21 protein-coding genes, 1 tRNA gene and 1 pseudogene are annotated in these 26,167 nt (G+C 69.0%); 12 read left to right on the forward strand and 11 right to left on the reverse strand.

Annotated elements, in window-relative coordinates; all coding sequences use genetic code 11:
* Nucleotides 1-290: 290 nt before the first annotated feature.
* The 5 genes from H1D24_RS12075 to H1D24_RS12095 are packed head-to-tail and all read right to left on the reverse strand — an operon-like array spanning nucleotide 291 to nucleotide 5,338.
* On the reverse strand, nucleotides 291-1,574 hold the full coding sequence (locus tag H1D24_RS12075) for a glycosyltransferase (RefSeq protein WP_181657463.1): 1,284 nt from the start codon (nucleotides 1,572-1,574) through the stop codon (nucleotides 291-293).
* Nucleotides 1,571-2,638, reverse strand: coding sequence for an ABC transporter ATP-binding protein (locus H1D24_RS12080; protein ID WP_181657464.1), 1,068 nt, complete (start codon nucleotides 2,636-2,638; stop codon nucleotides 1,571-1,573). The genes H1D24_RS12075 and H1D24_RS12080 overlap by 4 nt, the downstream gene beginning before the upstream one ends.
* Complete coding sequence (locus H1D24_RS12085) at nucleotides 2,635-3,423, reverse strand: ABC transporter permease (RefSeq protein WP_181657465.1); 789 nt, start codon at nucleotides 3,421-3,423, stop codon at nucleotides 2,635-2,637. Before H1D24_RS12085 ends, H1D24_RS12080 begins: the two co-directional genes overlap by 4 nt.
* Complete coding sequence (locus H1D24_RS12090; RefSeq protein ID WP_181657466.1) at nucleotides 3,420-4,244, reverse strand: ABC transporter permease; 825 nt, start codon at nucleotides 4,242-4,244, stop codon at nucleotides 3,420-3,422. Before H1D24_RS12090 ends, H1D24_RS12085 begins: the two co-directional genes overlap by 4 nt.
* Nucleotides 4,241-5,338, reverse strand: coding sequence for a polyamine ABC transporter substrate-binding protein (locus H1D24_RS12095; protein ID WP_181657467.1), 1,098 nt, complete (start codon nucleotides 5,336-5,338; stop codon nucleotides 4,241-4,243). The genes H1D24_RS12090 and H1D24_RS12095 overlap by 4 nt, the downstream gene beginning before the upstream one ends.
* Nucleotides 5,339-5,496: 158 nt before the next feature.
* On the opposite strand from H1D24_RS12095, the pseudogene H1D24_RS12100 reads away from it, so the two are divergent.
* Nucleotides 5,497-5,715: pseudogene (locus H1D24_RS12100) on the forward strand (methyltransferase domain-containing protein); the annotation flags it as partial.
* Between the two features lie 20 nt (nucleotides 5,716-5,735).
* Here the strand turns inward: H1D24_RS12100 and H1D24_RS12105 are convergent.
* A complete protein-coding gene (locus tag H1D24_RS12105) occupies nucleotides 5,736-6,455 on the reverse strand; it encodes a DinB family protein (protein ID WP_181657468.1) in 720 nt (239 codons plus the stop codon).
* Between the two features lie 570 nt (nucleotides 6,456-7,025).
* Here H1D24_RS12105 and H1D24_RS12110 point away from each other — a divergent pair.
* From H1D24_RS12110 to H1D24_RS12145, 8 genes are all read left to right on the forward strand, one after another.
* Complete coding sequence (locus H1D24_RS12110) at nucleotides 7,026-8,324, forward strand: extracellular solute-binding protein (RefSeq protein WP_181657469.1); 1,299 nt, start codon at nucleotides 7,026-7,028, stop codon at nucleotides 8,322-8,324.
* 7 nt (nucleotides 8,325-8,331) lie between these two features.
* Nucleotides 8,332-9,288: a carbohydrate ABC transporter permease gene (locus H1D24_RS12115; RefSeq protein WP_181657470.1), complete on the forward strand. Its 957-nt coding sequence runs from the start codon at nucleotides 8,332-8,334 to the stop codon at nucleotides 9,286-9,288.
* Between the two features lie 29 nt (nucleotides 9,289-9,317).
* Nucleotides 9,318-10,166, forward strand: a complete 849-nt coding sequence (locus tag H1D24_RS12120; RefSeq protein WP_258564016.1) for a carbohydrate ABC transporter permease — start codon at nucleotides 9,318-9,320, stop codon at nucleotides 10,164-10,166.
* A 103-nt stretch (nucleotides 10,167-10,269) separates the two neighbouring features.
* Entirely contained in the window at nucleotides 10,270-11,661 is a 1,392-nt protein-coding gene (locus H1D24_RS12125) for a carboxylesterase family protein (protein ID WP_181657472.1), read from the forward strand.
* A complete protein-coding gene (locus H1D24_RS12130) occupies nucleotides 11,661-12,800 on the forward strand; it encodes an ROK family transcriptional regulator (RefSeq protein ID WP_258564033.1) in 1,140 nt (379 codons plus the stop codon). Before H1D24_RS12125 ends, H1D24_RS12130 begins: the two co-directional genes overlap by 1 nt.
* Nucleotides 12,801-12,887: 87 nt before the next feature.
* Entirely contained in the window at nucleotides 12,888-14,414 is a 1,527-nt protein-coding gene (locus H1D24_RS12135) for a GMC oxidoreductase (protein ID WP_181657473.1), read from the forward strand.
* A gap of 14 nt (nucleotides 14,415-14,428) precedes the next feature.
* Complete coding sequence (locus H1D24_RS12140) at nucleotides 14,429-15,037, forward strand: nucleoside deaminase (RefSeq protein WP_181657474.1); 609 nt, start codon at nucleotides 14,429-14,431, stop codon at nucleotides 15,035-15,037.
* Complete coding sequence (locus H1D24_RS12145) at nucleotides 15,034-15,981, forward strand: sugar phosphate isomerase/epimerase family protein (RefSeq protein ID WP_181657475.1); 948 nt, start codon at nucleotides 15,034-15,036, stop codon at nucleotides 15,979-15,981. Before H1D24_RS12140 ends, H1D24_RS12145 begins: the two co-directional genes overlap by 4 nt.
* Before the next feature lie 276 nt (nucleotides 15,982-16,257).
* Here the strand turns inward: H1D24_RS12145 and H1D24_RS12150 are convergent, their stop codons facing one another.
* The gene (locus H1D24_RS12150; protein WP_181657476.1) at nucleotides 16,258-17,841 is read right to left on the reverse strand and encodes a pectate lyase family protein; all 1,584 of its coding nucleotides are present in this window, start codon (nucleotides 17,839-17,841) and stop codon (nucleotides 16,258-16,260) included.
* Nucleotides 17,842-17,959: 118 nt separating this feature from the next.
* On the opposite strand from H1D24_RS12150, the gene H1D24_RS12155 reads away from it, so the two are divergent.
* Nucleotides 17,960-18,388, forward strand: a complete 429-nt coding sequence (locus H1D24_RS12155) for a hypothetical protein (protein WP_181657477.1) — start codon at nucleotides 17,960-17,962, stop codon at nucleotides 18,386-18,388.
* Between the two features lie 314 nt (nucleotides 18,389-18,702).
* Here the strand turns inward: H1D24_RS12155 and H1D24_RS12160 are convergent.
* From H1D24_RS12160 to sucC, 4 genes are all read right to left on the reverse strand, one after another.
* A tRNA-Leu gene (locus H1D24_RS12160) sits at nucleotides 18,703-18,787 on the reverse strand.
* A 296-nt stretch (nucleotides 18,788-19,083) separates the two neighbouring features.
* The gene (locus H1D24_RS12165) at nucleotides 19,084-20,625 is read right to left on the reverse strand and encodes an aldehyde dehydrogenase family protein (RefSeq protein ID WP_181657478.1); all 1,542 of its coding nucleotides are present in this window, start codon (nucleotides 20,623-20,625) and stop codon (nucleotides 19,084-19,086) included.
* A 292-nt stretch (nucleotides 20,626-20,917) separates the two neighbouring features.
* Entirely contained in the window at nucleotides 20,918-21,802 is an 885-nt protein-coding gene (sucD, locus tag H1D24_RS12170) for a succinate--CoA ligase subunit alpha (protein WP_181657479.1), read from the reverse strand.
* A gap of 12 nt (nucleotides 21,803-21,814) precedes the next feature.
* On the reverse strand, nucleotides 21,815-22,975 hold the full coding sequence (gene sucC / locus H1D24_RS12175) for an ADP-forming succinate--CoA ligase subunit beta (RefSeq protein ID WP_181657480.1): 1,161 nt from the start codon (nucleotides 22,973-22,975) through the stop codon (nucleotides 21,815-21,817).
* A 232-nt stretch (nucleotides 22,976-23,207) separates the two neighbouring features.
* On the opposite strand from sucC, the gene H1D24_RS12180 reads away from it, so the two are divergent.
* Entirely contained in the window at nucleotides 23,208-24,893 is a 1,686-nt protein-coding gene (locus tag H1D24_RS12180) for a thiamine pyrophosphate-binding protein (RefSeq protein WP_181657481.1), read from the forward strand.
* Nucleotides 24,894-24,904: 11 nt separating this feature from the next.
* Nucleotides 24,905-26,167, forward strand: coding sequence for a formyl-CoA transferase (frc, locus tag H1D24_RS12185; protein ID WP_258564017.1), 1,263 nt, complete (start codon nucleotides 24,905-24,907; stop codon nucleotides 26,165-26,167).

The raw sequence follows: 26,167 nt of genomic DNA on the forward strand, positions 1-26,167 counted from the left end.
GCCTCCAGAGCGGCAGCCACGGGTAGTTGGGGTGCGGCGTTCCACGATGGTGGCAACGCCCCCGTGGGCGTCCGCCGTGGTCATGTTGATCTCCTGGGCGGTGCCCACGGCGGCCGGTGCGGTGGCGCGGGCTGGTGTCGAGGTAGGCGTTGACCGGCGCTCTCGGCACCAGCACTCCCAACCTCGACGACGGGCAGTGGCGCGGCGCAGCTCCGGCTGCGGCGGCGCGAGCCGGGTCGGCCTGCTCACCGCGCCATGCTCCTCGCCCCGGACAGGAGGGACCACCGTCGTCACGTTGTGGAGGAAGCAGCTCCTTCGATGAGGTCCGCCGCTCTGCGCAGGCCGTCGCGGCGGCGTATTTCCCCTCCCACGTCGGCCAGCCGCTTCCGCAGGGTGTGGTCCGCGAGCAGACGCTCAACTGTCCCCGTCAATTCGCCGTCCGTGAAGCGGTAGGTGTCCAGCCGGACGCCGAAGCCCAGCTCGTCCATCCGCTGGGCGTTGTCGTACTGGTCCCAGAACAGTGGCAGCAGCACCATCGGCTTGCCGAAGTGCAGGGCCTCCGTCGTCGTGTTGTTGCCGCCGTGCGTGATGACCAGATCGACGACCGGCAGGATCGACGTCTGGGGCAGGAACTCCGCGCCCCACATGTTCGGGGAGAGCTCGATCTCCTCGTGGAGCGGGCCCTTGGACACGATGTAGCGGTGCGGAGTGCCGGACAGCACGCCGACGACGCGCCGCATCAGTTCCACATCCGCCGAGCCGAGTGAGCCCAGCGAGAAGTAGATCAACGCGCCGTCCCCGTCGCGCAGTTCCTCGGGCAGCACGAATTTCTCGTCCGTCTCCCGCACCGAGGAGTCCAGCCGGTGCCAGGCCGGGCCGGGTGCGCGCTCGTAGTCCGCGGCCTCGGGGTACACGTAGAGGTTCGTCCCGGCTTCGTGAATGAAGTCCAGCACCGGCAGGGCCTGAGCCCCCTGCTCCACCACCCACGCGTTGAACTCCTCCCAGAGCGCACGGTGCGAGCGGTCGTACGCCTCCCGGAACTCCGCCCAGCCGGAGCGGTCCGCCGCCGGATAACCGGAGAAGACCGGGGGCACGTCGCCCCTCCTCAGCTCGAGGGGGTTGCAGGACATGATGCGGACGAACGGCTTGCCGGCGGTCAGCAGGGCGGGGAAGCAGACGACGTTGTCCTCGACGATCACATCGGGCTGGACCCGTTCGATGATCTGCCGCAGCTGCGGCTCGCAGTACTTGACGCCCGCGATGAGCTCCTCCCAGACGGCCTTGATCCAGGTCTCCAGCTGCTCGATGGTCGGCTTGCGGAACTCCGGGGCGGTGTCCCGGATGAAGTCCTTCCAGAACTGGCCCGCGTCCTGCTCGCCTTCCGACGGCGGCGCGAGTTCGACCAGGTCCTCCTCGAAGCCGAGCGCTGTGAGCTTGCCCTTCCAGGACGCCTCGGCGGCGAAGACGACGCGATGGCCACGGCGGCGCAGGACATCGCCGATGCCGACACAGTTGTTGGTGGGTCCGTAGGCGCTCTCCGGTACGAACAGCACGGTGAGTCGGCGCTCTGTCATGGCTCTTCCCCCTCGATCGGACTGGCAGGAGTGCTGACGGGAGTACTGGCAGGAATGCTGGCGGGAATGTGGACGGCGGCGTCCGGCGGCCAGGACAGCGAGACCTGCTCGCCGGACGTGACACGAGATGGGCCCTGGACGGCGATGAGCACGGGCCGGTCCAGTCCCGGAACGCGCACGGCCAGGTGTGACGTGCCGCCATGGAAGCTGACGTCGACGACTGTGCCCGTGAGCCGCTCGCCCTCGCCCTCGACGGTTCCGTCGTTGTCGTTGCCCCCTTTGCCGCCGCCGATTCGGTTGCGGATGCGGATGCGCTCCGGGCGCACGGCCGTGATGCCGTTCGGCCCAGGAAAGAGGTTGTTCGCGCCGACGAAGCCCGCGACGAAGGTGGTGCGAGGCCGTTCGTACAGCGTCACCGGTGCGTCGGTCTGCTCGATGCGGCCCGCGTTCATGACGGCGATGCGGTCGGCGAGCGACATCGCTTCCTCCTGGTCGTGCGTGACCACCAGGAAGGTGATGCCGACCTCGTGCTGCAGCCGCTTCAGCTCCAGCTGCATCTCCGCCCGCACCTGTTTGTCGAGCGCGGACAGCGGCTCGTCGAGGAGCAGCAGCCGGGGCCGCTTCACGATCGCGCGGGCGAGCGCGACACGTTGGCGCTGTCCGCCGGAGAGCTCGTGGGGTTTGCGGCGGGCGTACGCGGTCAGGCCGACGGTGGCGAGGACCGCGTCGACCCGTTCCCGTATCGCAGCACGCGGGAGCCGTTCCCGCTCCAGCCCGTACGCCACGTTCCGCTCGACCGACATGTGCGGGAAGAGCGCGAACGACTGGAACATCAGATTGACCGGGCGCCGGTGCGGCGGCACGGACAGCAGGTCCTCCCTGTCGAGCGTGACTGCGCCCACGTCCGGGGTCTCGAAACCGGCGAGGATGCGCAGCAGGGTCGTTTTACCGCAGCCGCTCGGCCCGAGAAGCGCACAGAACTCGCCTTCGCCGATGTCCAGCGAGACATCGTCCAGCGCCCGTGTCCGCCCGAAGCGGTGACTGACGCCCTTGATCTCGATCATCCGATCGCCTCCGGGGCGCCACGGGTGGTCGTACGGGTGAGCCGCTGCGCGGCGACGACTGCGGTGAAGCTGACCGCGAGCAGCAGCGTCGCGAGCGCGTTGATCTCCGGAGTGACGCCGAAGCGGACCATCGAGTACACGACCACGGGCAGCGTCGGCTCGGTCGGAGCGGCCGTGAAGAACGCGATGACGAACTCGTCGACGGAGAGCGTGAAGGCGAGCAGCGCCCCGGCGGCGACGCCCGGAACGAGTGACGGAAGCGTGATGCGGACGAACGTCGTCAGCGGTGTCGCGCCCAGGTCCCGGGAGGCCTCCTCCAGCGAGGGATCCGTGTGCGCCAGCCGGGTGCGTACGAGCGCGGCAACGAACGCGGTGCCGAAGACGGTGTGCGCGAGCAGCACGCTGTGCAGGCCGAGGGTGAGCTGGACGGCGGCGTAGAAGACGAGCAGGCCGATGGCGAGCAGCAGATCAGGAACGACGGCGGGGAGCAGCGTGACCGCGTCCAGCAGCCGTGAACGCCTGTCATGGCCCGCCCCGACCGCGAGCAGGGTGCCGAGGACGGTGGAGAGCGCCGCGGACCCGGCCGCGACGATCAGGGTGTTGACGAGCCCGTGCAGGATCTCGTCGTCGCCCGCCAGCTCGCCGTACCAGCGCAGGCTGAACCCCTCGAAGGCGTACGGGGAGCGGCCCGCGCTGAACGACATGGCGACGAGGACGACGACGGGCGCGTAGAGGAAGACGTACGTGAGCCAGAAAGGCATCTTCACCAGAAGCCGGTGTCTCATCGGGTCGCGTACCTCCTCGCCGCCCACGCCTGAGCGAGGAGCAGCACCATCAGCACGGCCAGCAGCGCGAGGGCGAGCGCCGACCCGAAGGGCCAGTCGCGGGCCTTGAGGAACTGGTCGCGGATGAGGTTGCCGACCAGCACCGAGCGCCCGCCGCCGAGCAGTTCGGGGATGACGAAGTTGCCGAAGCTCGGTACGAAGACGAAGAGACAGCCGGTGAGGATCCCGGGGACGGTGAGGGGAAGCGTCACCGTGCGGAAGCTGGTCCACGGCCCGGCGCCCAGATTCGCGGCGGCCTCGCGCAGCTGCGGATCGAGTCGCACGAGGGATGCGTACAGGGGGAGGATCATCAGCGGCAGATACGCGTACAGCAGACCGGTGACGACGGCTGCGTCGGTGTACAGGACGTCCACCGGGCCGAGGCCGATCGCGCGCAGCGCCTTGTTGAGCCAGCCGGGGCCGCTCAGCAGCACGATCCACGCGTAGACGCGGATGAGGAAGCTGGTCCAGAAGGGCAGCACGACGGCGATCAGGGCGATCGTCTGCCGGCGGCGCGGCAGGCCGGCGATCACGTACGCCGTCGGATAGCCGATCAGGAGGGCGAGGACGGTGGTGAGGGCGGCGATCCAGGTGGAGTGCAGGACGACGTCGGCGTACAGCGGGTCCGCGAGGCGGGTGAAGTTCTCGGTGGTCGGCTCGTCCACGACGCCGCCGAAGCGGCCGCGCCGGAGGAAGGCGTAACTCAGCACCAGGCCCAGCGGAATGACCATGAAGACGGTCAGATAGGTCAGGCCGGGCCCGGTCAGGGGCCACCGCTTCATGAGCCGGCGGTCACCTCGGTCGACAGCCGTGTGTACTTCATGGCCGAGTCGCCCACGTCGACGATGGACTCGCCCTTCAGCAGCTCGGCCGGGGTCATGCGCAGCGGTGCGTTGGCCTCGAGCACCTTCGGGTCGAGCTGTTCCATGGCGGCCTTGTTGGGCACCTTGTAGAGGATGTTCTCGGCAGCCCAGCTGTGGATCTCCGGGTCGAGGATGTAGTTGATGAGGGCGTGCGCGGCCTCTTTGTTCTTGGAGGACTTCAGCACGACCATCGTGTCCACCCAGAGGTCGCTGCCCTCCTTCGGCACGGTGAACTTGATCTTCGGGTCGCTGGTCGGGCACCAGCCGTCCCAGGCCTCGGCCATCGCCGACTCGCCCTTGGTCAGCCGGTCACCGAAAGTGGTGTCGTCGTAGGCGAGCAGGTTCTTCTTGGCGTCGAGGAGCAGGGCGCGAGCGTCGGTGAGTTCCTTGTCGCTGGTGGTGTTGACGGAGTGGCCGAGCACCTTCAGTGCCGGGAGGGCCAGCCAGCGCTCGGTGGTCATCATGGTGACCTTCTTCTTCAGCGCGGCCGGAGGCTTGAGGATGTCGTTCCAACTGGTCGGGGCCTGCTCCACGAGGTCGGTGCGGTAGCAGATCCCGGTCGTCCCCCAGGTGTAGGGGACGGAGAAGGTGTTGTCCTTGTCGTAGGCGAGCTGCTGGGCCTCGGGATAGAGGTTCTTGAGGTTGGGGATCAGGTCCGCGTGGATGGGCTCGAGCAGTCCGGCCTCGTTCAGGGCCTGGGCGTACTGGCCGGAGACGAAGGCGACGTCGATACCGCTGTCGCTGCCCGCGCCGCCGGCCGTCAGCTTGGCCATGATCTCTTCGTTGGTGGCGTGGTGCGCGATCTTCACCGGGACCCCGAGGTCGTTCTTGACCCGCTCGGGGAGGTCTTCGGGGCTGTAGCCGTCCCAGATGGAGACGGTGAGGGACTGTTCGGTGATGTCGGCCTTCGGGTCGAGTGCGTCCGGGCCGCCGTTGCTCTGGCTGCCTTGTTCTCCGCAGCCTGCGAGTAATAACAAGGCCAGCCCCGTAGCCACAGCCCCGACTGCACGCATGCCTCTCATGTCACAACTCCCCCCGCTGAAGCGCCCGTTGCGGCGTGAGTCTCGCATCACGCCGCAATTTCCACAACGGGGCAGTGGTGGTCAGTGGCCGTCAGACGGGCCGGACGCTTCCACGGACCGGCATGTGACAAGCCGGCTCATCGCGACCTATGAGCCCGGCTTCGGGCTTGAATCATCTTGCCGTCACCGGAGGCGAGCCGACGCTCGGTTTCCTTGTCCGTCTTGCCCGAGGGGCGCTTCTGCTGAAGCAGGTGCCGCACGGGGCGCGGGCGGCACTGGACATCGGGTGCGGTACGGGACAGTTCGCACGGCTGCTCGCGGGAAGGGGGCTGGACGTCGAGGGGATGGATGCCAATGCGGACGTCATCGCGGCGACGCAAGCCTGGTCCTACCCGGGAGTGGTGAAGCCGGCCTGCCACAGGTCGCGGAGCAACGCGATCTCGGCCATGTGGTGGATGAATTCGAGGTTGGACCCCCACAGCACCGAGACATACGGGTCGTCGGGGGCGGAGCCGTACGGGTACTGGGAGAAGCCGACCGTGTCGAGCTGCTCCTCGGTGACGGCAGCCACGCTGTCGCGCCAGCGGTCGATCGTCGCCCAGAATTGCTCGAGTGCCAAGGCGGCGGAGGGGGTGAAGTCGACGAGCTGCTTGGGGTCCTGCCGCCGCTCGCCGAAGGTCCACTCCCATTCGCCCGCGAATTGGTAGTGCAGGTGTCCCAGCCGCCACGCGAGGGTCGTGACTGGTGTTTCGTCGGGCTCCGGCTCACCGGTGTGGGCGAGGATCTGCTCGACCCGCTCGACGCTCACGCTCCAGTCCTCGGCAATCTTGGCGACGGTCATGCCGTCGGCGGCCTGCCGGGCAACCTCGGCGTACTCGCTGGCCGGGATGTCCGGGGCGCCCAAGTCGAGCACCCACTCGCCCGGCCCGAACGCCCTGGGGGTCACCGCCTCGCCCCGGCGCCGGACCGACCAGCAACCGGGCACCGGCTCCCACAGGTACTCCTCGTCGCTGAGCCCCGTCAGCCGCACCTGGGCCGTCTCCCTGGCTTTGTCGAACTGGTCGAGCAGTAAGCCCAAACGGTCGGTCCGCGCGCGCTCGATCTCCATGCCTGGCTCCCTTCGCGGTCGCAGCTCACACTCGCCGCGATCGGAGGGAAGCTAACGGCTCACCTCACGGGGCGCGACTGATTTTCCCGCGACCGCAGCGGTGCAGCACCACCCGCATCACCGCACTCGTTCAGGCTTGACGCCGTCGGTGCCGGTGCTCATCGTCACCCACAGCAAGGTCCTCGGCGCCCTTCAGCCGACAACCGCCGCCAACCCACCTCGGCCGTAACCCGGCGACGGCGGCCAAGTGCGCCGACGGTTCACCGAAGACGTCGACCACCCGTTCGTAGGCGTCGAGGCCGGTCTCCACCGGAACATGGGGGAGTTCTCCCGAGTACGGGGTTCTTGAAGAGCGGGGTGATTTTCCCGACAGAGCGGACGAATCGATTTCGCTACAAGTTCCGAAATTATTCGTGATGGGTCCGCCATGCCGCCGCAACACATCATTCCTACCGTCGCTATCGGTCGCATCGACACCATCACACCCATGAAGTGCATCGGACCAAAAAAGCTGCTTCCCCCCGAATTCACATTGCTGTCCTCAGTGCCTTCATGAGACAGGAGCCTCGAGTGTCCAACCTCTCCAGACGCGGCGCCCTACGGCTGACCGGTGGCATAGCTCTCATCGGTACCTTCGCCCTGGCGGGCTGTGGCCGCAGCGGTGACACTGCCGCGACAGCCACCGCCGAGCCCGTCGACACCTCCCCGGCCACCGGCACCCTCAACGTCTGGGCCGCCCAGGGTGATGCCGATGTGCTCGACAAGGTCATCAAGCCCTTCGAGGCCGCCAACCCCGACCTCGACGTGAAGTTCACGCTGATCCCGAACGCCGAGTACTACACCAAGCTCCAGTCGGCGATCGCGGCGGGCAAGGGACCCGATGTCGCCCAGTTCTTCCCCGAGTCGCAGGCGCAGTTCCTCGATCCGTCGATCCTGCAGGCCGTTCCGGACGGGCTCGTCGACCCGGACAGCTTTTTCAAGAGTCTCTGGGACGCCGGTGTGGTCAAGGACGTCGCCTACACGGTGCCCTGGTACGCCTACACCTACGCACTCGTCTACCGCTCCGACCTGGCCAAGAAGGCGGGCGTCAAGGCGCCGGCCACGTGGGACGAGATGGTGCCGTTCTTCAAGGCGCTTCAGGGCGCCGGCGCCGGGCACGGCCTCGGGGCCGACAACGGCTGGGACATCTTCAACGGCCAGGACGTAGCGATGTACGCCTGGCAGGCCGGCGGCTCGCTGCTCTCCTCCGCCGGTGAATGGACACTCGACACGCCCGCGATGGTCGACGCGATCAAGTACAACGCGTCGTTCTTCACCTCGGGCGCCGCCGACACCAGCACGCCCACGTTCCTCGACGCGCAGCCGTACTTCGTCGCCGGCAAGACCGCCACGATGATCACGGGCCCGTGGGTCGTCGGTCAGCTCGACACCGCCGCGAAAAAGGACGGCTGGACGGCATCCCACGTCGCCACCGCACCGCTGCCGGCCGGGGCGTCGGGCAGCGTCTCCTTCTCCGCCGGAGGCAGCTGGGGCGTGCTCGCGGACAGCGGCAACTCGGACGCGTCGTGGAAGCTCGTCCGGTACCTCGCGAAGCCGAACACGCAGGTCGCGCAGTACAAGGCGTACAGCTCGCTGCCGGCCGTCATATCCGCCTGGGACGACCCCGCCATCGCCGACCAGCCACTCCTTGACGCCTTCCTCACACAGCTGAAGAACACCCGGGCCTTCCCTCAGGTGAGCACCTGGCAGCAGGTCGCGACCCGGCTGGGCAGGGAGATGGAGGCCGTGGCCAAGGGCACGGAGACCGCCGCAAAGGCCGCCTCGAACGTCCAGTCGTACGCCGAGAGCGTCGGCACGGGCGCGAAGTGATCCGCGGATGACCACCACCCTCGTCCCCGGAACCCGGCGAGCACAGGGGACGCGGCGGACTCCGGGGACGCCGCACAGGGCGCGTCGCTCCCGGGGCACCCGTCGAACGGCTGTCGCCTGGCTGTTCCTCGCACCGTTCACCCTCGTGTTCCTGCTCTACACGGCGATCCCCACCATCGCCGCGCTCGGATTCAGCCTCACCGACCTGCGGGGCACGGATCTGCGTCATCCGCTCGCGGTCGACTTCACCGGACTCGAGAACTATCTCCGCCTGTTCAGGGATCAGAGCTTCCTGCGGGACATCCTGAACACCGCCCTCTTCGTGGCCGTCGGTGTGCCGATGACCATGGGGATCGGATTCGCACTAGCCGTCGCGCTGAACTCCGGCATCCGGCGCCTGCGCGGCGTGTTCCGTACGGTCTTCTTCGCACCGGTCGTCACCAACGTCGTGGCGGTCGCACTGATCTGGCAGTACGCCTTCAACGAGAGCGGCACCGTCAACAAGGTGCTCGGCGCCGCCGGCTTCTCCGGGCCGAACTGGCTGGACGATCCCAACCTGGCCATGCCCGTGGTCATCCTGCTCGGCGTGTGGCGCAACTTCGGCACTGCGATGGTGCTGTTCCTCGCCGGCCTGCAGGCGATTCCGGAGGACGTGTACGAGGCGGCCTCCCTCGACGGGGCCGGCCGATGGCGGCAGTTGAGGCACATCACCCTGCCGCTGCTGCTGCCCACCACGCTCATGGTGTCGGTACTGCTGACCGTCTTCTACCTCCAGGTGTTCGACGAGCCGTACCTGCTCACGAACGGCGGCCCGCTGGGCTCCACCGAGTCAGTGGCGCTGTATACCTACCACCAGTTTGGATCCGGCGAGTTCGGGTTGTCCTCGGCCGCGTCCTTCGTGATGCTCCTGCTCGTGGCCCTGGTGAGTGTCGTCCAGTTCCGGCTGCTGAAGCCCCGCGCATGACCGCCGTCGCCGCGTTGGAAGACGCTCACATGACCACCGACCGGATCGTCTTGCGGCGCCGGTCCGTCTCCCGGCCGCTGCTGTACGGCGCGCTCGTACTGTGCGCACTGCTCACGGTGCTTCCGTTCATCTGGGTGATCAGCGGCTCGCTGCGCGGTCTCGACGAGATCCGCTCCGACCCCGGTGCCTGGCTCCCGCATGACGTCACCTTCGACAACTTCGTACGGCTGTTCAGAACCGAAGGTTTCGGTCAGTTCAGGGTCAACAGCATCGTGGTCGCGACCATCGTGGTGGTCGGCAACATCGTGGCAGCATCGGCGGCGGGCTACGCGCTCGCGAAGTTCGACTTCGCGGGCAAGCGGATCGCGTTCGGCGCGGTCATGGCGGCGATGATGGTGCCGTTCACCACGGTGTTCGTCACGCAGTTCGTGATCACTGTCGACATGGGTCTGGCGGACACCCTCGCCGGTATCGCCCTGCCCGGCGTGGCGATGCCGATGTCGGTCTTCATCATGCGGCAGTACGCAATGTCGATCCCCGACGAACTGCTGGAGGCGGCCCGGATCGACGGCGCGAGCGAGTTCCGGATCTTCTTCAGGATCTTTCTCCCACTGGCCGGCCCCGCTGTCGCGACGATCACGATCATGTCGTTCCTCACCTCGTGGAACAACTTCATATGGCCGCTCATCGTCGCCCAGAGCATGTCCACTTACACGCTGCCGGTGGGCCTCGCCGCCACCAGTCAGGCGGCGGCGCACGTCACCGACTACGGCCTGATGCTCGCCGGTGCGATCGTCGTGATGCTGCCGGTACTCGTGCTCTTCCTGCTCCTGCAGCGCTACTTCGTGCAGGGCATCGCCGGAACCGGAATGCGGTGATCCCGATGGACGACCTGACATACGACCGGATCGACCCGCTCGACGCGCCCGGCGAGCGACGCGAGACGGGGTTCCCCCGGCCGAAGGCTGGGGGACGGTCACCGTGCATGCTCCCGCGGGCACGATCATCGGCCGTCGCAGCGGGCGCGTGCGGCGCTTCCTCGGCATCCCGTTCGCTGAAGCACCCACTGGTGCACGGCGGTTCGCCGCGCCGGTCCCCCGCGGCCGGTTCACGGAACCCTTCGACGCCTCCCGGCACGGTGCCACCTCCCAGCGCGTGCCGCTGTTCGCCACGACCACCGTGCCGGAGCCGTCGGTGCCGGGCGACGACGTGCTGAACCTCGCCATCGTCGCTCCGGCCGCGGACGACGACCGCGGGCCCTTCCCGGTCGTGGTGTGGATCCACGGGGGCGCTTTCCTCGCGGGAAGCCCGGCCAGTCCGTGGTACGACGGCAGCGCTTTCGCGCGCGACGGTGTCGTCTGCGTCACCGTCGGGTACCGGCTGGGCGTCGACGGATTCGCCCCGCTGGACGGCGTACCCACGAACCTCGGGCTGCGTGACCTGCTGCTCGCCCTGGACTGGGTGCAGGAGAACATCGCCGCTTTCGGCGGTGATCCGGACCGGGTCACCGCGGCCGGCCAGTCGGCGGGTGGCGCGGCGGTGCTCGCGCTGCTGTCGTCGCCCGTCGGCAGCGGCCGCTTCCACCGCGCGGTCAGCCTGTCCGGTGGCACCTTCGCCGTGGGTGCGGACGCGGCACGCGACTTCCTCGAGCAGCTCGGGAACAGGCTCGGCGTGCAGCCGACGCGAGCCGGATTCGGCACCCGCACCGTGGAGCACATCCAGCAGGCCCTCATCGACCTGCGGAGCGAGCGGGGCGACGACACGCTCGTGCTCGGCCCGTTCGTCGGCGACGACATCCTGCCGGTGCCCGTCACCGACGGACTCACCGTGCACGGACACGGCGTACCTCTGCTGCTCGGTGCGACGGGCGACGAGTTCGACGGCGGTGCCACACCGGAGAACCCTCACCCGAGCTGCCTCTTCGGCGCTGAACAAGCCTCGGCCGAACTCGCCGCGGCCCGCGCGGCAGGTACCCGCGTGACGGACACCCTGTTCCGCGCCGCCTGCCCGCGCGTAGCCGTCTCCCGTCGCGACGCCACCGCCGGTACCTGGCTGTACTCCTTCGAATGGCCTTCCCCCGTGCTCGGCGGCTCCGTGCACTGCATCGACATCCCGTTCTTCTTCGACGTACTGGACGCCCCAGGCGTCGCCGAGGCGCTCGGACCGAACCCACCTGCGGAACTGGCCACGTTGATGCACGCCGATCTGGTCGGGTTCGTCCGCGGCCGGGAGCCGACCTGGGCGAGGGCGACCGGGACGCTCGGAGACCCGGCTCGCGAATACGGTCGGCCTGGCGTAGCGCTCGTGGCAGACACCACGGGCGCGTTCGATCCCGTGGTACGGAGGGTGTCCGAGGTGGCGGAGGCGTGCTGATGTCCGGGATGAACCAGAGCGCGGTCCGACGAGTCAACACCTCGGTCATCCTCCGCGCGCTGGCGGTGTCGGCCGGGCCGACGACATTGACCGGGCTCGCCGAGCAGGCCCGCCTCTCCCGCCGCACCATCGAGCTCATCCTGGACTCGCTCGTCGAAGCGGGCTGGGTGACCGAACTGGACCGCGTGCCGACCAGCGGCTGCGCCGGGCGCCCCGCCCGCCGATACGAACTGCGGGCCGAGCACGCGCTGCTGGCGGCCGTGGGCATCACCACCTCGGACGCGTCCGCGGTCGTCGCCGATGTGCGCGGCCGCATCCTCGGCCGGGCGCACCGGCCGCTGCGCGCCTACCAGGATCCGCAGGTCACGCTTGACGACGCGGCGGCGCTGGTGCTGGAGGCACTCGATGACGCGGGCGGATCGGCGGACCGCCTTCGAGCCGGTGCGGTCGCAGGCGGCGGCGCCATCGACGACGACGGAGTCGTGCGGCGCCTGGTGCATACGACGCGGTGGGAAGGCGTGAACCTGCCCGAGGAACTCACGCAACGCATCCGGGTGCCCTGGTTCGCGGACAACGACACCAACCTCGGTGCGCTCGCGGAGCGTTGGCGGGGCGTGGCCGGTGACCACGACAACGTTGTGTGGGCGATGCTCGGGAACCGAACCGGTCTCGGCATCCTCATACGAGGTGTCGTGCACCGCGGTCTCGACGGTGCTGCGGGCGAGATCGTCGAGGCGGTGTCGATCCCGACCGGCTCGGTCGAGGACCGCCCCGTGGCGTGGCTCACCTCACCGGAACCGGCCCAACGCAGGGTTGCGCTCAACCGGTTCGAAGCGGCCCGGGCCGGCGATGCGACCGCGCTCGCGGAGGTCGACGAGTTCGTGGACAACATCGCCTCGATCCTCACGACCTTGTCGTGGACGGTCGCGCCGTCGCTCATCGTGCTCGGCGGCGGTCTGGAAGACGCGGCCGATGTGCTGCTGCCCCGAGTGCGTGATGCGATGCGCAATGCCCGCACCCCCGCGATCGAGCTGCGCGCCACCGGCCTGGGCCGCGACGCCGCGCTCATCGGCGCCGTGAAGTTGGCACTCGACCGCATGGACACCGAGCTGTTCGGCCCGCTCGTCCCCAGCGTGTGATCGCGCACCGAGCGCCCACGCGCCCCTCATCCCCCCGTGGCACAGGTCTCCCCACCAGCACCTGTGGCACAAGACAGGAGTCTCACTGTGACCGGCACCCCCCGCACCGACGTCCTCATCGTGGGCAGCGGCATCATGGGATCCGTCGTGGCCCGACTGCTGCGCGACAGCGATCCGGCGCTGGACATCACCATGGTCGACGGCGGCAGTGCGATAGGCGAGGCCCCGGGCCTGCACCTGCACGACGTCGAGGACCCAGTCCTCTGGTCGCGCTACAACGAACAGGTCGCCACCGGCATCCAGGGCATGTACACGGGCGCCGAGGTGGTGCGCGAGGTCGCGGACAGCCTCACCGACCTGACACCCGGCATGTTCCACGCGCTCGCCTTCGGCGAGGAGGCCGAGGCGATGCCCGCGACAGCGCTCGCGTGGAACGCGGGCGGCATGGGCGTGCACTGGACCGCCGCGACGCCCTGGCCCGCCGGACACGAGGTGTTCGATTTTGGCGACCCGGCCCGCTGGGCGGCGGATCTGGACACCGCGTACCGAGTGCTCACGGTCACGCCGGCCCCGATCGGCCCGACCGAGGTCGGCCGGACGGTGCTCGACGTACTACGCCGGCGCTTCGACGGCGTCGGACCGGACGACCGGCGACCGCAGCCGATGCCCATGGCCGTCACCCCGACGGCATCGGGACCCATGCCGCGCACGGCTCCGGGGACGATCTTCCCCGCGATCGCGAAGGGCGGGGACCCGGCGTTCACCCTGGTGACCCGAGCGCTCGCGACGGCCCTCATCGTCTCGGACGGCCGGATCGCCGGCGCCCGGCTGCGCCGCATCACCGACGGCGCCGAGTCGGAACTCCTCGCGGATGCCGTGGTGGTGTGCGCCGATGCGCTACGCACCCCGCAGCTGCTGTTCGCTTCAGGCATCCGGCCCCAGGCGCTGGGGCGCTACCTCAACGAACACGCGTTCATCACCGCCCGGGTGCTGCTCGACCTCGACCGGTTCGGCATCGAACTCGGCGCCCTGCCCCTGCCACGTGCGGGCGAGTTCAGCACGGATGCGATCTGGCTGCCGCAGAACGGAGCGGCGCAGCCGTTCCACGGTCAGATCATGAACCGCACGTACGTGGATGAGGACGGCAGCCCCCTTGCGCACTCCGTGGGCCTCTCGCTGTACGTCCCCGTCGAGTCACGCCCCGAGAACCGGCTCGTGTTCTCCGAGGCCGAGACCGATCTCGCCGGGATGCCGCGGATCGGCGTCGAGTTCGGTTATTCCGACGCCGATCGCGCGCTGATCCGGCGGGCACTGGCCGAAGTCGAGTTGATGGCCGAGGAGTTCGGCTCGTTCGATCCCGCGACCGAACGGGCCCTGCTTCCGCCCGGCTCGTCGCTGCATCTGACCGGCACCGTCCGGGCCGGCGTCGCCGACGACGGCACCAGCGTGTGCGACCCGGACGGCCGGGTGTGGGGCTTCGACAACCTGTATCTCGCCGGCAACGGCGTGATCCCCACCGCGATGGCCGCCAATGTCACCCTGACCGGCGCGGTGACCGCCGTACGGGCCGCCCGTGCCGTCGCCGCACGCCACGCCGCACTCACCGCACACTGAGAGGAATCTCGATCATGATCGACATCGCGAAGGAATACCGCGTGGCGCTGCCGGCGTGGATCGACGACGAACTGGCCGCCGTGCCCGCCGTCGTCCCCGACCGCGACGACCGGATGCGCCTCGTGCACCGCCTGGCCGACCGCAACTGGCGCGAGGGCAACGGCGGCCCGTTCGCGGCACTCGTCGCCGAGCAGGACACCGGCCGGATCGTCTCGGTCGGCGTGAACGTCGTGCTCGCCTCAGGCGTCTCCAGTGCGCACGCCGAGGTCGTGGCGCTCGGACTGGCCCAGACGGCGACCGGCGGCTGGGACCTCGGCGGCGACGGCATGGCGGCGCACGAGCTGGTCGTGAACTGGCGTCCGTGCATCCAGTGCTACGGCGCGGCCATGTGGTCCGGGGTACGCGGCCTCGTGGTCGCCGGTGAGGGCCCGGAACTCGAGGAGATCACCACGTTCGACGAGGGCCCGCTCGGCGCGGACTGGGCCGAGCAGTTCGAGGCACGCGGCATCAAGGTCGTGCGGGACGTGCTCCGGGACGAGGCGCTCGCCGTGTTCCGCAGCTACCGGGAGGCTGTCGACGGCGACGGTGTGGTCGTCTACAACGCCCGCGGGGGTGCCGAATGACACGGGTGGAGGACACCACCGAGCCGCGTTTCGCTACGGACATCATCACCTTCTACCACCCGGCTTTCTGGGGCCTCGAATCAGCAGACGCCGTGCGCGGCTGGGCCCTCGACAACCCCGGGAGTTTCTGGCAGCGGGTGATGGACGCGCTGGCCGAGGCCGGTGTCAGCGGCATCGAGCTCACCTTCGCGCCCGGCGACATCGACTCGGCCCTGCGAGCCTTCGGCGACGCACCGTCGTTCCGCCGCGAACTGGAGTGCCGAGGCCTGTCCGTCGTGAGCGCCTTCATCGCCGCGAGCGAATGCCCCGACTGGAGGCACAGCGAGAACCTGCCCGCGATCGTCGCCGACGCCGAACGACGCGCGACCTTCCTCGCCGACGTGGGGGCGGAACTCCTCGTCGCCGGACTGCCCATGCGGACGACGTTCGGGACACGCCCGCCCTTCTTCGTCGACGCCGCGTACATGACCCGGATGGCCGACATCGCCCATGTGGTCGGCGAGGCCGTCGCCCAGCACGGTGTGAAACTCGCCTTCCACACGGAGTCCAACAGCACGCTCTGGTACGAGAGGGACATCGACCTGTTCATGGCCCTGACCGACCCGCGCTACGTGTGGCTGTGCCCCGACTCGTGCCACATCGCACTCGGGGGAGGCGACCCCGTCGCTGTCGTGCGTCGCCACTCCCAGCGCATCGCTCTGGCGCACTGGAAGGACGCGGTCAAACCGATCGACGTCGAACTCACCATCGACGAGACGGTCTTTGCCCAGCAGCAGCCCTACATGACCGAACTGGGCAAGGGCATCGTGGACTGGCGGGGATGGGCCGACGCGATGTCACTCACTCCCGGCGCGGGCATCGTGCTCATCGAGCTGGATGAGGCGGCTGATCCCGTTGCCGCGCTCCGGGCGGGGACGGCCGTTGCGAAGAAGGCTCAGGCATGATCGACTTCGCCGCCGACCGAACTCTCGATGTCGGTCCGCACGGTCTCGGTGATCCTCGCCGACACGCCACCTCGCCGAAAACGACCCCGGAATGCAGTTGATCGGCCCGAACCGCTTGTACCACGGCGAGTAGGAGCCGACGCAGCTCCAGACGGATCTCGATGGTCACCGGCCCCCGGAAACCCGCAGCCCTCGCCCGCTCTCATCTGGCTGGTGCGGCTGGTTGGGGGGCCGGTCACCCGCTGCCGCTGCCCGGACCGGCAGCGGGGGGTACTGCTATTGCGCGTAGGTCTCGAACTCGGCGACCCGTGGTGTGCCGGTCGAGCCGGTGATCTCGAAGGTGATCTTGTTCAGTGAGGTCCGGGGGAAGGTGATGACGCCTGCCCCGCTGCCCGCGGTCAGGACGGCGCCGGTGTCGGCGTTGACGACCCGCCAGGACCCGATGGTGCCTTCGGAGCCCGACGCCTCCCGGATGTTGATCCTGGACACGGTGGTGGCGGAGCCCCACTTGACCGAGATGGAACCGGTCGAGCCGGCCGGCGACCAGTAGGTGCTCATGTCACCGTCCCGCACATTGCCGTAGCTCGTCCCGTCGGCCTTGCTGGAGCCGTCGGAGCCGGCTCCGATGCTGAGGTTGGTCCCGCTGGGGTGGGTCGATGTCGCGGTGGCGGTCGGCGTCGCGGTGGGTGTCGAGGTGGCGGTCGGCGTCGCGGTGGCGGTGGGTATCGAGGTCGCGGTGGGCGTCGGCGTCTGCGGCGTGCAGTTGCCGTCCGACACCTGCAGCCCCGTGCCGGCGCCTGCCGTCCGGCTCACGATGTCGGGCACGCAACCGGCGTCGTCGAGGCTGTAGGAGTAGGGGATGCTGACCGAGGTGTTGGACTCCGGGTCGGGGCCGGCCGGGTTGTAGTCGCTACTCGGGCTGGACCAGGTCACGTTGTCGAAGATGTTGCCGCTGACCTGCCAGTAGCCGGCCGCGTCGGTGTAGAAGGTGCCCAGGATGTCCTTGGAGTCCTCGAAGTAGTTGTTGTCCACCTTGGCGCGCGCTCCGGCGCGGGAGTTGATGCCGGACTCGTTCAGGCTCACGTAGTGGTTGTTGTAGATGTGGGCCGTGCCGCCCCGCAGAAGCGGTGTACGGGAGTCGATGTTCTCGTACAGGTTGTGGTGGTACGTGATGAAGCTGTTCGTCAGGTCGCTCTCGCTGGACCCGACGAGGCCACCGCGGCCGGAGTTGCGCAGGGTGCTGTAGGACAGGGTCACGTACTGGGTGTTGTCCTTCATGTCGAAGAGGCCGTCGTACCCCTCCGACTCCCCGCCCGACGCCTCGAGGGTCGTGTGATCGACCCAGACGTTGCGGACGTCGCTTTCCATGCCGATGGCGTCACCGCCGTTGGACGTGGGCGAGCCCGACTTCTTGACGTTCCGGACGGTCACGTTCTGGATGATGATGTTGCTTGCCTCGCGGATGTGGATGCCCAGTTGGTCGAAGACGGCGCCGCTGCCGACTCCGACGAGCGTGACGTTGCTGATCTGCTTGAGCTCGATCACGTCGTCAGCCGTGTTGCAGCTGTCGCCCGACACCTTGCTGGTGTTGCCGTGGTTGATGGTCCCCTCGACCTCGATGGTGATCGGGGTGCTGCTGTCGGCCCGGCCGCACAGTGCCGCGTGGATCTCCGTTCCCGTGGTGGCCCGCACGGTTTGCCCGCCCGCACCACCGGTGGTCCCGCCGTTCTGGGTCGCGTAGCCGGTGGCGCTGCCGGTGGCCGCCGAAGCCTCGGGCATCGTCAGAACCGCACCGGTCACGGCCGCCAGGCCCATCGCGGCCAGCGCCGCATAGAGCTTCACTGCGACTGGTCGTCTCATCCTTGTCTCCCCAATTCATCGTTGAATTACGGGTGTTGGTGTCTCAGGCCGTAGTCGCCGCGGGTGGCGCCGAGGTTGCAGACCTGTCGCAGGCAATTTCGCCGGTCTGCTGCGAGCGGTGGGCCGCGCGGAGGCGGCCCGCAAGGCGGCCGTCACGCGCGCACGGAACAAGGAGCGCGCCGAGCAGGCCCGCCACGAACTGGCTGCCGTGCGCGAGCAGACCGCACACAGCTCGCCCGTCGCCCTGGTGCGCTACGCCGCCGCGCTGGCAGCGCACCTGCCGCAGAGCCCGGAATTCCTGCGGAGGTTCACCGCGGACGAGGCGGTCGCCGAGCTGTTCGGCCTTCTGGTTGACGTCGCCGCCGCCCTGCACCCGCGCCGCAGGGCGCGGTGGTGGCACCCCCAGCACGTGAGCAACCTCCTCGCCGCACCACCACCCTCGCTGCGAAGCGAGGAGGCCGCCCGCGCCGGAGTCGCGCTGCGCGCGGCACGGTCTGAACGGGCCAGACAGGCGCGCGCGAACCGACGGCGGGCGGGCTGGCGCTAGGACCTGGGCCGAGCAGCTCGGCGTGCCGCTGGACCAGGTGCCGGAGAACTGCGGCAGACCGACCGCCAAGGCGGTGCGGGCGGCCCGTGCCGATCCGCCGGGCTGGGCCCGACAGTGACCGGCCGGGGCACTGCGTCCGCGTGCGCGGCGCCGCAGGGGCGGTCGGGCGCGGGGGCGGTCGGGCGCGGGGGGCGTAGGAGGCGCAGGAGGCGCGGAGACATTGCCCGACGCCACCGCCCGGGCAACACAAAGTGCTGGTCGAGATCGCTCCCGACCAGCACTCCGTTGCAAAAACCAGTTGTTCGTCTGCGTTGTGTCCGAGGGGGGACTTGAACCCCCACGCCCGATAAAGGGCACTAGCACCTCAAGCTAGCGCGTCTGCCATTCCGCCACCCGGACTAGGTGTCTGTCGTTCGCGTGGTGTTCCCCGCGGCGACATGGACAACAATACCAAGGTTTCGGAGTGCCCTTCACCTGCGTATCCGGGCCGCCCGCCCCCCTCCCGACCCCTCTCTCACCTCACTCAGCGACTAAAGGGACCTCACTCGGCAGTTTTCACCCTGAGTGCCCGACTCGTTACGAGACCCGGGGGCGGAAACGGGCGGCGCCGACCGCTACTGCCCGCAGAAGCGGTCGGCGCCGCCCGTCCCGGGGCAGCGCCGACTCGTTCCGCCGTGTCGGGTGCAGGGATGCCGCTACGGCATCAGGTGGTACTCCGGGAAGTTCCCCGGCAGCCGCTCCTCCCCCGGCCCCTGCGTCACGGCGCGGACCAGCAGCTCGCCTCCGACGAAGGCGCCCCGCCAAGACGCGCCGAACCCGCCGAACAGCTCCTCGCGGTCGCCGCGCGATCGCGGCTTGCCCTCGCCGACCTTGAAGGCCCGGATCTGCGGAGTCAGTCGCTCGTACGTCGCGGGGTCGTCGGTCGAGAGGGTGGCGACCAGCGCGCCGTTCGACGCGTTCATCGCCGCCAGCAGCTCAGCCTCGGTGTCGACCAGGACGATGGTGTCGACCGGGCCGAACGGCTCCGCGTGGTGCAGCGGCGAGGACGGGGGCGGGCCCAGCAGGGTCACCGGCGGGACGTACGCGGAGGTGTCCTGGCCGGGGAGGAAGCGCCCGTCCGCGAGCGAGCCGCGGTGGAGTGGCACGGCTCCGCGATCGATGGCTTCCGTGACCTGGTCGGTCAGCTCCTTCGCCTTCGCGGCGTTGATCAGCGGTCCGAAGTCCAACTCCGGAAACGAGTCCTCGGGACGCTCCACCGCGAGCGGGTGCCCGATGCGGATGGTGCGGACGGCCGGCAGATACGCGGCGAGGAACTCGTCGAACAGACTCCGCTGCACGACGAAGCGCGGATACGCCGTACAGCGCTGCTTGCCGTAGTCGAAGAGCTTCGGGATGACGGCCGACAGCTTGTCCCAGTCGCTGTAGTTCCAGATGCCCCAGGTGTTGAGTCCTTCCTGTTCGAGGATGTGCCGCTTGCCGAGGTCGGCGACGGCGGTGGCCACCGCGGCGCCGGTGTCGCGGCCGCCGACGAAGGAGACGCAGCCGATCTCCGGCGCGCGCACCAGCGCCTCGGAGAGCTCGCCTCCGCTGCCGCTCACGAGGGTGACGGGAATCCCTTCGCGGGCGGCGAGCGCGCCGGCCAGGGTGAGGCAGGAGACGCCGCCGTCGGTCGGGGCCTTGGCGATGACCGCGTTGCCCGCCAGTGCCTGCACCAGCATTGCGTGAACGAGCACGGACATCGGGTAGTTCCAGCTCGCGATGTTGGAAACCGGGCCGTCCAGCGGAGCCCGGCCTCCGAGCATCGGTTCGATGCCGTCGACGTACCAGCGGACCCCGTCGATCGCACGGTCGACGTCGGCCTGCGCGAGCCGCCACGGCTTGCCGATCTCCCAGACGAGGAGCAGCGCGAGCAGTTCGCGGTGCTCGGTGAGGGCGTCGAGGGTGGCGGCGACACGGGCGCGCCGTTCGTCGGGGGCGATGTGCCGCCAGGCGCGGTGCTGGTCGAGCGAGGCCCGCACGGCCTGCCCGGCCGTCACCGCGTCGAGGCGCGGCGGGCCCGCAATAGGGCTCCCGTCGACGGGGCTGGTGGCGGGCAGTGCCCGGCCGTCCGCCTGCCAGGCGGAGCCCCAGAGGTTGAGGACACGATCGTCCCGGAAGGCCTCAGGGGCGACGGCGAGGCAGCGCTGCCAGGCGTCGTCCCAGGACGTTCCGGACTTGAGGGTGAGGGTGGATGCCATTCGGTTTTCTCCGCTCACGGTGCACAGTCGGGGGCGGGGGCATGGCTCGTACGGGTTCCGTCGCGGATCCGCGTCGGTGTTCGCGCTCGTCTCCGCGTTTGTTCCCGCTTACGTACGTGCGTACGTAAGCGGAAGGTAGTGAGGCGCCGTTATGGGTGACAGGGGCCCGTCCTCAACTATGAGTGACGTCACGTTGCACTGTGGGTGACATCAGGTTGGGCAGCTGGGCGTGTCACGTTGGGTGTGACGTCCTCATGGTCCTCATGGTCCTCATGTCACGTTCCTCTCGGCCTTACGTTCGCTCTTCGAGCCGCGCAAGCACCAGCTGTGCCGTCTCGGTCGGCGTGCTGCCGACCCCGACTCCGGCCGCCTCCAGGGCCTCCTTCTTCGCCTGCGCGGTGCCTGAGGAGCCCGAGACGATCGCTCCCGCGTGCCCCATCGTCTTGCCTTCGGGTGCGGTGAAGCCGGCGATGTACGCGACGACGGGCTTGGTGACGTGGTCGCGCACATAGGCGGCCGCCCGCTCTTCCGCGTCGCCGCCGATCTCGCCGATCAGCACGATCAGATCCGTGTCGGGGTCGTCCTGGAACGCGGCCAGGCAGTCGATGTGCGTGGTGCCGATGACGGGGTCTCCGCCGATACCGACACATGTCGAGAAACCGATGTCGCGGAGTTCGTACATCAGCTGGTAGGTGAGCGTGCCGGACTTGGACACCAGTCCGATCCGGCCGGGCTTGGTGATGTCGGCGGGGATGATGCCGGCGTTGGACTGCCCGGGAGTGATCAGGCCCGGGCAGTTGGGGCCGATGATGCGCGTCCCACGCGCGCGTGCGTACGCGTGGAACGCCACGGCGTCGTGGACGGGGATGCCCTCGGTGATGACGACGGCGAGTCCGATCCCCGCGTCGGCGGCCTCGATGACGGCCGCCTTGGCGAACGCGGGCGGGACGAAGACGACGGAGACGTCGGCGCCGGTCGCCTCGATCCCTTCGCGTACCGATCCGAAGACGGGGATGGCCCGGTCGTCGAAGTCGATACTGCGGCCTGCCTTGCGCGGGTTGACGCCGCCGACGACGTCCGTGCCGGCCGCCAGCATCCGACGGGTGTGCTTCATGCCCTCGGCCCCGGTCATGCCCTGGACGAGGACCTTGCTCTCCTTGGTCAGGTAGATGGCCATGTCTCGTCTCCTTCAGCTGCCCGAGATGGTTGCGGTTGCCGTGGTGTCGGCATGGGCGAGGGCGGCGGCGCGACGCGCGGCGCCGTCCATGGTGGTGGCCTGCTGAACGAGGGGGTGGGCGCGCCCGTCGAGGATGGCGCGACCGCGGACGGCGTTGTTGCCGTCGAGGCGTACGACCAGAGGCTTCGTCAGGTGCACGCTGTCCAGGGCCTGGACGATGCCGTCGGCGACCGCGTCGCACGCGGTGATTCCGCCGAAGACGTTGACGAACACCGACTTCACGGCCGGGTCGGACAGGATCACGGAGAGCCCGTCGGCCATGACCTGCGCCGATGCTCCGCCGCCGATGTCGAGGAAGTTCGCGGGGCGTGCACCGCAGCCGGCTACGACGTCGAGGGTCGACATGACCAGGCCCGCGCCGTTGCCGATGATGCCGACTTCCCCGTCGAGTTTGACGTAGTTGAGGCCCTTTGCGGCGGCGGCTGCCTCCAGGGCGTCGTCGTGCTCCACTCCCTGGGAGCCCCATCGCGACTGGCGGAAGCGGGCGTTGCCATCGAGGGTCACCTTGCCGTCCAGGGCCAGGATCTGCCCTTGCGCGGTCCGGACGAGGGGGTTGACCTCGACGAGGAGTGCGTCCTCGCGGGTCAGCACCTGCCAGAGCCTGACCAGGACGTCCACCGTCTGCGGGGGCAGTCCTGCGGCCTCGGCGATCTGCGCGGCCTTCGCCGTGGTGACACCCTCGGCCGGATCGACCGGGATGCGCGCCACGGCCTCGGGCCGGGTGGCGGCGACCTCCTCGATGTCCATGCCGCCCTCGGCGGAGGCGATCGCGAGGAAGCCTCCGGCCGCGCGGTCGAGTACGTACGAGACGTAGAACTCGCTGTCGATGTCGACCGGTTGGGCCAGCATCACCTTGTGCACGGTGTGGCCCTTGATGTCCATGCCGAGTATCTGGCGCGCCGTCAGTTCAGCGGCTGCCGGGTCGGCTGCGAGCTTCACGCCGCCCGCCTTGCCGCGGCCGCCCGTCTTCACCTGGGCCTTGACGACGACGCGGCCGCCGAGGCGGCGTGCGCTCTCGCGTGCCCCTCGGGGCGAGTCCGTGACCTCGGCCTTCGGCACCAAGATGCCGTGTTCCTCGAAGAGTTCCCTTGCCTGGTGCTCGTACAGGTCCATCTCGGCTCCTGACTGCCGTGGCTTCCGGGGAGCAAACCCTGCTACCCGAACAGCCCTCAACTGGTCCTCGGCTGGTCCTCGAAAAGTGCCGCACGCCCCCTGGACACCACCCACCGGATGCGGGATAACAAGCTTCATACAGTATTCGTCGACTGTATGCAATCCATCGCGACGGCAGCCGGGAGTAGCGCATCCGTGCTCCCAATCCCCTACGAAGGGACAGGACTTCGCCATGCCCGACGACAACAGCCAGGACCTCATCTCCGGTGGGCATCTGGTCGCCAAGGCGCTCAAGGCAGAGGGAGTGGAGGTCATCTACACGCTCTGCGGCGGCCACATCATCGACATCTACGACGGCTGCGTCGACGAAGGCATAGAGGTCGTCGACGTACGTCACGAACAGGTGGCCGCCCACGCCGCCGACGGTTACGCGCGCATCACCGGAAAGCCCGGCTGCGCCGTCGTCACCGCCGGACCCGGCACGACGGACGCCGTCACCGGTGTCGCCAACGCCTTCCGCGCGGAGTCCCCCATGCTGCTCATCGGCGGCCAGGGGGCCCACACCCAGCACAAGATGGGATCGCTGCAGGATCTCCCGCACGTCGACATGATGACGCCCATCACCAAGTTCTCCGCGACCGTGCCGGACACCGCGCGGGCGGCCGACATGGTGTCCATGGCCTTCCGCGAGTGCTACCACGGCGCTCCAGGCCCGTCCTTCCTGGAGATCCCGCGTGATGTGCTCGACGCGAAGGTGCCGCGGGAGAAGGCCCGGATCCCCCAGGCCGGGCACTACCGGGCCTCGACCCGCTCGGCCGGCGACCCCGAGGCCGTCGAGAAGCTCGCCGATCTGCTGGTGCACGCCGAGAAGCCGGCGATCCTGCTCGGCAGCCAGGTGTGGACGACCCGAGGCACCGAGGCCGCCATCGAGCTCGTACGGACGCTCAACATCCCCGCGTACATGAACGGCGCGGGCCGTGGCACCCTGCCGCCCGGCGACCCCCACCACTTTCAGCTCTCGCGCCGGTACGCCTTCACCAACGCCGATGTCATCGTCATCGTCGGCACTCCGTTCGACTTCCGGATGGGATACGGCAAGCGCCTCTCACCGAGCGCGACCGTCGTCCAGATCGACCTCGACTACCGCACCGTCGGCAAGAACCGGGACATCGACCTGGGGATCGTGGGCGACGCCGGGCTGATCCTGAAGTCCGTGACCGAGGCCGCGTCCGGGCGCCTCAACGGGGGCGCGTCCAAGCGCAAGGAGTGGATGGACGAGCTGCGGGCCGCCGAGCAGACCGCGATCGAGAAGCGCCTGCCGAGCCTGAAGTCCGACGCATCGCCCATCCACCCGTACCGCCTGGTCAGCGAGATCAACGACTTCCTCACCGAGGACTCGATCTACATCGGCGACGGCGGCGACATCGTCACCTTCTCCGGGCAGGTCGTGCAGCCCAAGTCGCCGGGCCACTGGATGGACCCGGGTCCGCTCGGCACCCTCGGCGTCGGTGTTCCGTTCGTCCTCGCCGCCAAGCAGGCACGGCCCGACAAGGAGGTCGTGGCCCTCTTCGGCGACGGCGCCTTCTCGCTCACCGGCTGGGACTTCGAGACCCTCGTCCGCTACAACCTCCCCTTCGTCGGGATCGTCGGCAACAACTCCTCGATGAACCAGATCCGTTACGGCCAGAAGGCCAAGTACGGCGAGGAGCGCGAGCGCGTCGGCAACACCCTCGGCGACGTCCACTACGACAAGTTCGCCCAGATGCTCGGCGGTTACGGCGAGGAGGTCCGCGACCCCGCCGACATCGGCCCTGCGCTGCGGCGGGCCCGCGAGTCCGGCAAGCCCTCGCTGATCAACGTGTGGGTCGACCCGGACGCGTACGCCCCCGGAACCATGAACCAGACCATGTACAAGTGAGGGGCCCTGCCATGACAGAAGCCATGACAGACACGGCGACCACGGCGACGAAGGCGCTCGACGGCATTCGCGTGCTCGACATGACGCACGTCCAGTCCGGGCCCTCGGCCACGCAGCTGCTGGCCTGGCTCGGCGCGGACGTCGTCAAGCTGGAGGCGCCGACCGGCGACATCACGCGCAAACAGCTGCGCGATCTGCCGGACGTCGACTCGCTCTACTTCACGATGCTCAACTGCAACAAGCGGAGCATCACCCTCAACACCAAGACCGAGCGCGGCAAGGAGATCCTCACCGAGCTGATCCGGCGCTCGGACGTCATGGTCGAGAACTTCGGCCCGGGTGCCGTGGACCGTATGGGGTTCACCTGGGACCGCATCCAGGAGATCAATCCGCGTATCGTCTATGCCTCCATTAAGGGTTTCGGTGAGGGCCCGTACACCAACTTCAAGGCGTACGAGGTCGTCGCTCAGGCCATGGGCGGCTCCATGTCGACCACGGGCTTCGAGGACGGGCCGCCGCTCGCGACGGGCGCGCAGATCGGCGACTCGGGCACCGGCATCCACGCGGTGGCCGCGATCCTCGCCGCCCTGTACCAGCGGGTGAGCACGGGGCGCGGGCAGCGCGTGAACGTGGCCATGCAGCATGCGGTGCTGAATCTGTGCCGGGTGAAGCTGCGGGACCAACAGCGCCTGGCGCATGGGCCGCTGGCTGAATATCCCAACGAGGACTTCGGCGACGAAGTTCCCCGCTCGGGCAACGCTTCTGGCGGCGGTCAGCCGGGCTGGGCGGTCAAGTGCGCGCCGGGCGGGCCGAACGACTACGTGTACGTCATCGTGCAGCCCGTCGGCTGGAAGCCGGTCACCGAGCTCATCGGGCGTCCCGAACTCGCCGACGACCCCGAGTGGGCGACGCCGGAGTCCCGGCTGCCCAAGCTCAACAAGATGTTCCAGCTCATCGAGGAGTGGTCCTCGACGCTCCCCAAGTGGGAGGTGCTGGAGAAGCTCAACGCCCACAACATCCCGTGCGGCCCGATCCTGTCCACCAAGGAGATCATCGAGGACGCGTCGCTGGCCGCGAACGAGATGGTCGTCGAGGTCAGCCACCCGGAGCGCGGCAGCTTCACCACCGTCGGCTCCCCGCTCAAGCTCTCCGACTCGCCCGTCGAGGTCGTCAGTTCGCCGCTGCTCGGCGAGCACAACGAAGAGGTCTACGTCGGCGAGCTCGGACTCGGCGACGAGGAGCTGCGCCTGCTCAAGTCGAACGGAGTGATCTGA

Source organism: Streptomyces himalayensis subsp. himalayensis, assembly GCF_013778455.1.
Classification (GTDB): domain Bacteria; phylum Actinomycetota; class Actinomycetes; order Streptomycetales; family Streptomycetaceae; genus Streptomyces; species Streptomyces himalayensis.

What these genes read in the sequence shown, in the direction of transcription:
- H1D24_RS12075 (WP_181657463.1), bottom strand. Translation starts at nt 1,574, where the DNA reads ATGACAGAGCGCCGACTCACCGTGCTGTTCGTACCGGAGAGCGCCTAC.
- H1D24_RS12080 (WP_181657464.1), bottom strand. Translation starts at nt 2,638, where the DNA reads ATGATCGAGATCAAGGGCGTCAGTCACCGCTTCGGGCGGACACGGGCG.
- H1D24_RS12085 (WP_181657465.1), bottom strand. Translation starts at nt 3,423, where the DNA reads ATGAGACACCGGCTTCTGGTGAAGATGCCTTTCTGGCTCACGTACGTC.
- H1D24_RS12090 (WP_181657466.1), bottom strand. Translation starts at nt 4,244, where the DNA reads ATGAAGCGGTGGCCCCTGACCGGGCCCGGCCTGACCTATCTGACCGTC.
- H1D24_RS12095 (WP_181657467.1), bottom strand. Translation starts at nt 5,338, where the DNA reads ATGCGTGCAGTCGGGGCTGTGGCTACGGGGCTGGCCTTGTTATTACTC.
- H1D24_RS12105 (WP_181657468.1), bottom strand. Translation starts at nt 6,455, where the DNA reads ATGGAGATCGAGCGCGCGCGGACCGACCGTTTGGGCTTACTGCTCGAC.
- H1D24_RS12115 (WP_181657470.1), top strand. Translation starts at nt 8,332, where the DNA reads ATGACCACCACCCTCGTCCCCGGAACCCGGCGAGCACAGGGGACGCGG.
- H1D24_RS12120 (WP_258564016.1), top strand. Translation starts at nt 9,318, where the DNA reads ATGACCACCGACCGGATCGTCTTGCGGCGCCGGTCCGTCTCCCGGCCG.
- H1D24_RS12130 (WP_258564033.1), top strand. Translation starts at nt 11,661, where the DNA reads ATGTCCGGGATGAACCAGAGCGCGGTCCGACGAGTCAACACCTCGGTC.
- H1D24_RS12140 (WP_181657474.1), top strand. Translation starts at nt 14,429, where the DNA reads ATGATCGACATCGCGAAGGAATACCGCGTGGCGCTGCCGGCGTGGATC.
- H1D24_RS12145 (WP_181657475.1), top strand. Translation starts at nt 15,034, where the DNA reads ATGACACGGGTGGAGGACACCACCGAGCCGCGTTTCGCTACGGACATC.
- H1D24_RS12150 (WP_181657476.1), bottom strand. Translation starts at nt 17,841, where the DNA reads ATGAGACGACCAGTCGCAGTGAAGCTCTATGCGGCGCTGGCCGCGATG.
- H1D24_RS12165 (WP_181657478.1), bottom strand. Translation starts at nt 20,625, where the DNA reads ATGGCATCCACCCTCACCCTCAAGTCCGGAACGTCCTGGGACGACGCC.
- sucD (WP_181657479.1), bottom strand. Translation starts at nt 21,802, where the DNA reads ATGGCCATCTACCTGACCAAGGAGAGCAAGGTCCTCGTCCAGGGCATG.
- sucC (WP_181657480.1), bottom strand. Translation starts at nt 22,975, where the DNA reads ATGGACCTGTACGAGCACCAGGCAAGGGAACTCTTCGAGGAACACGGC.
- H1D24_RS12180 (WP_181657481.1), top strand. Translation starts at nt 23,208, where the DNA reads ATGCCCGACGACAACAGCCAGGACCTCATCTCCGGTGGGCATCTGGTC.
- frc (WP_258564017.1), top strand. Translation starts at nt 24,905, where the DNA reads ATGACAGAAGCCATGACAGACACGGCGACCACGGCGACGAAGGCGCTC.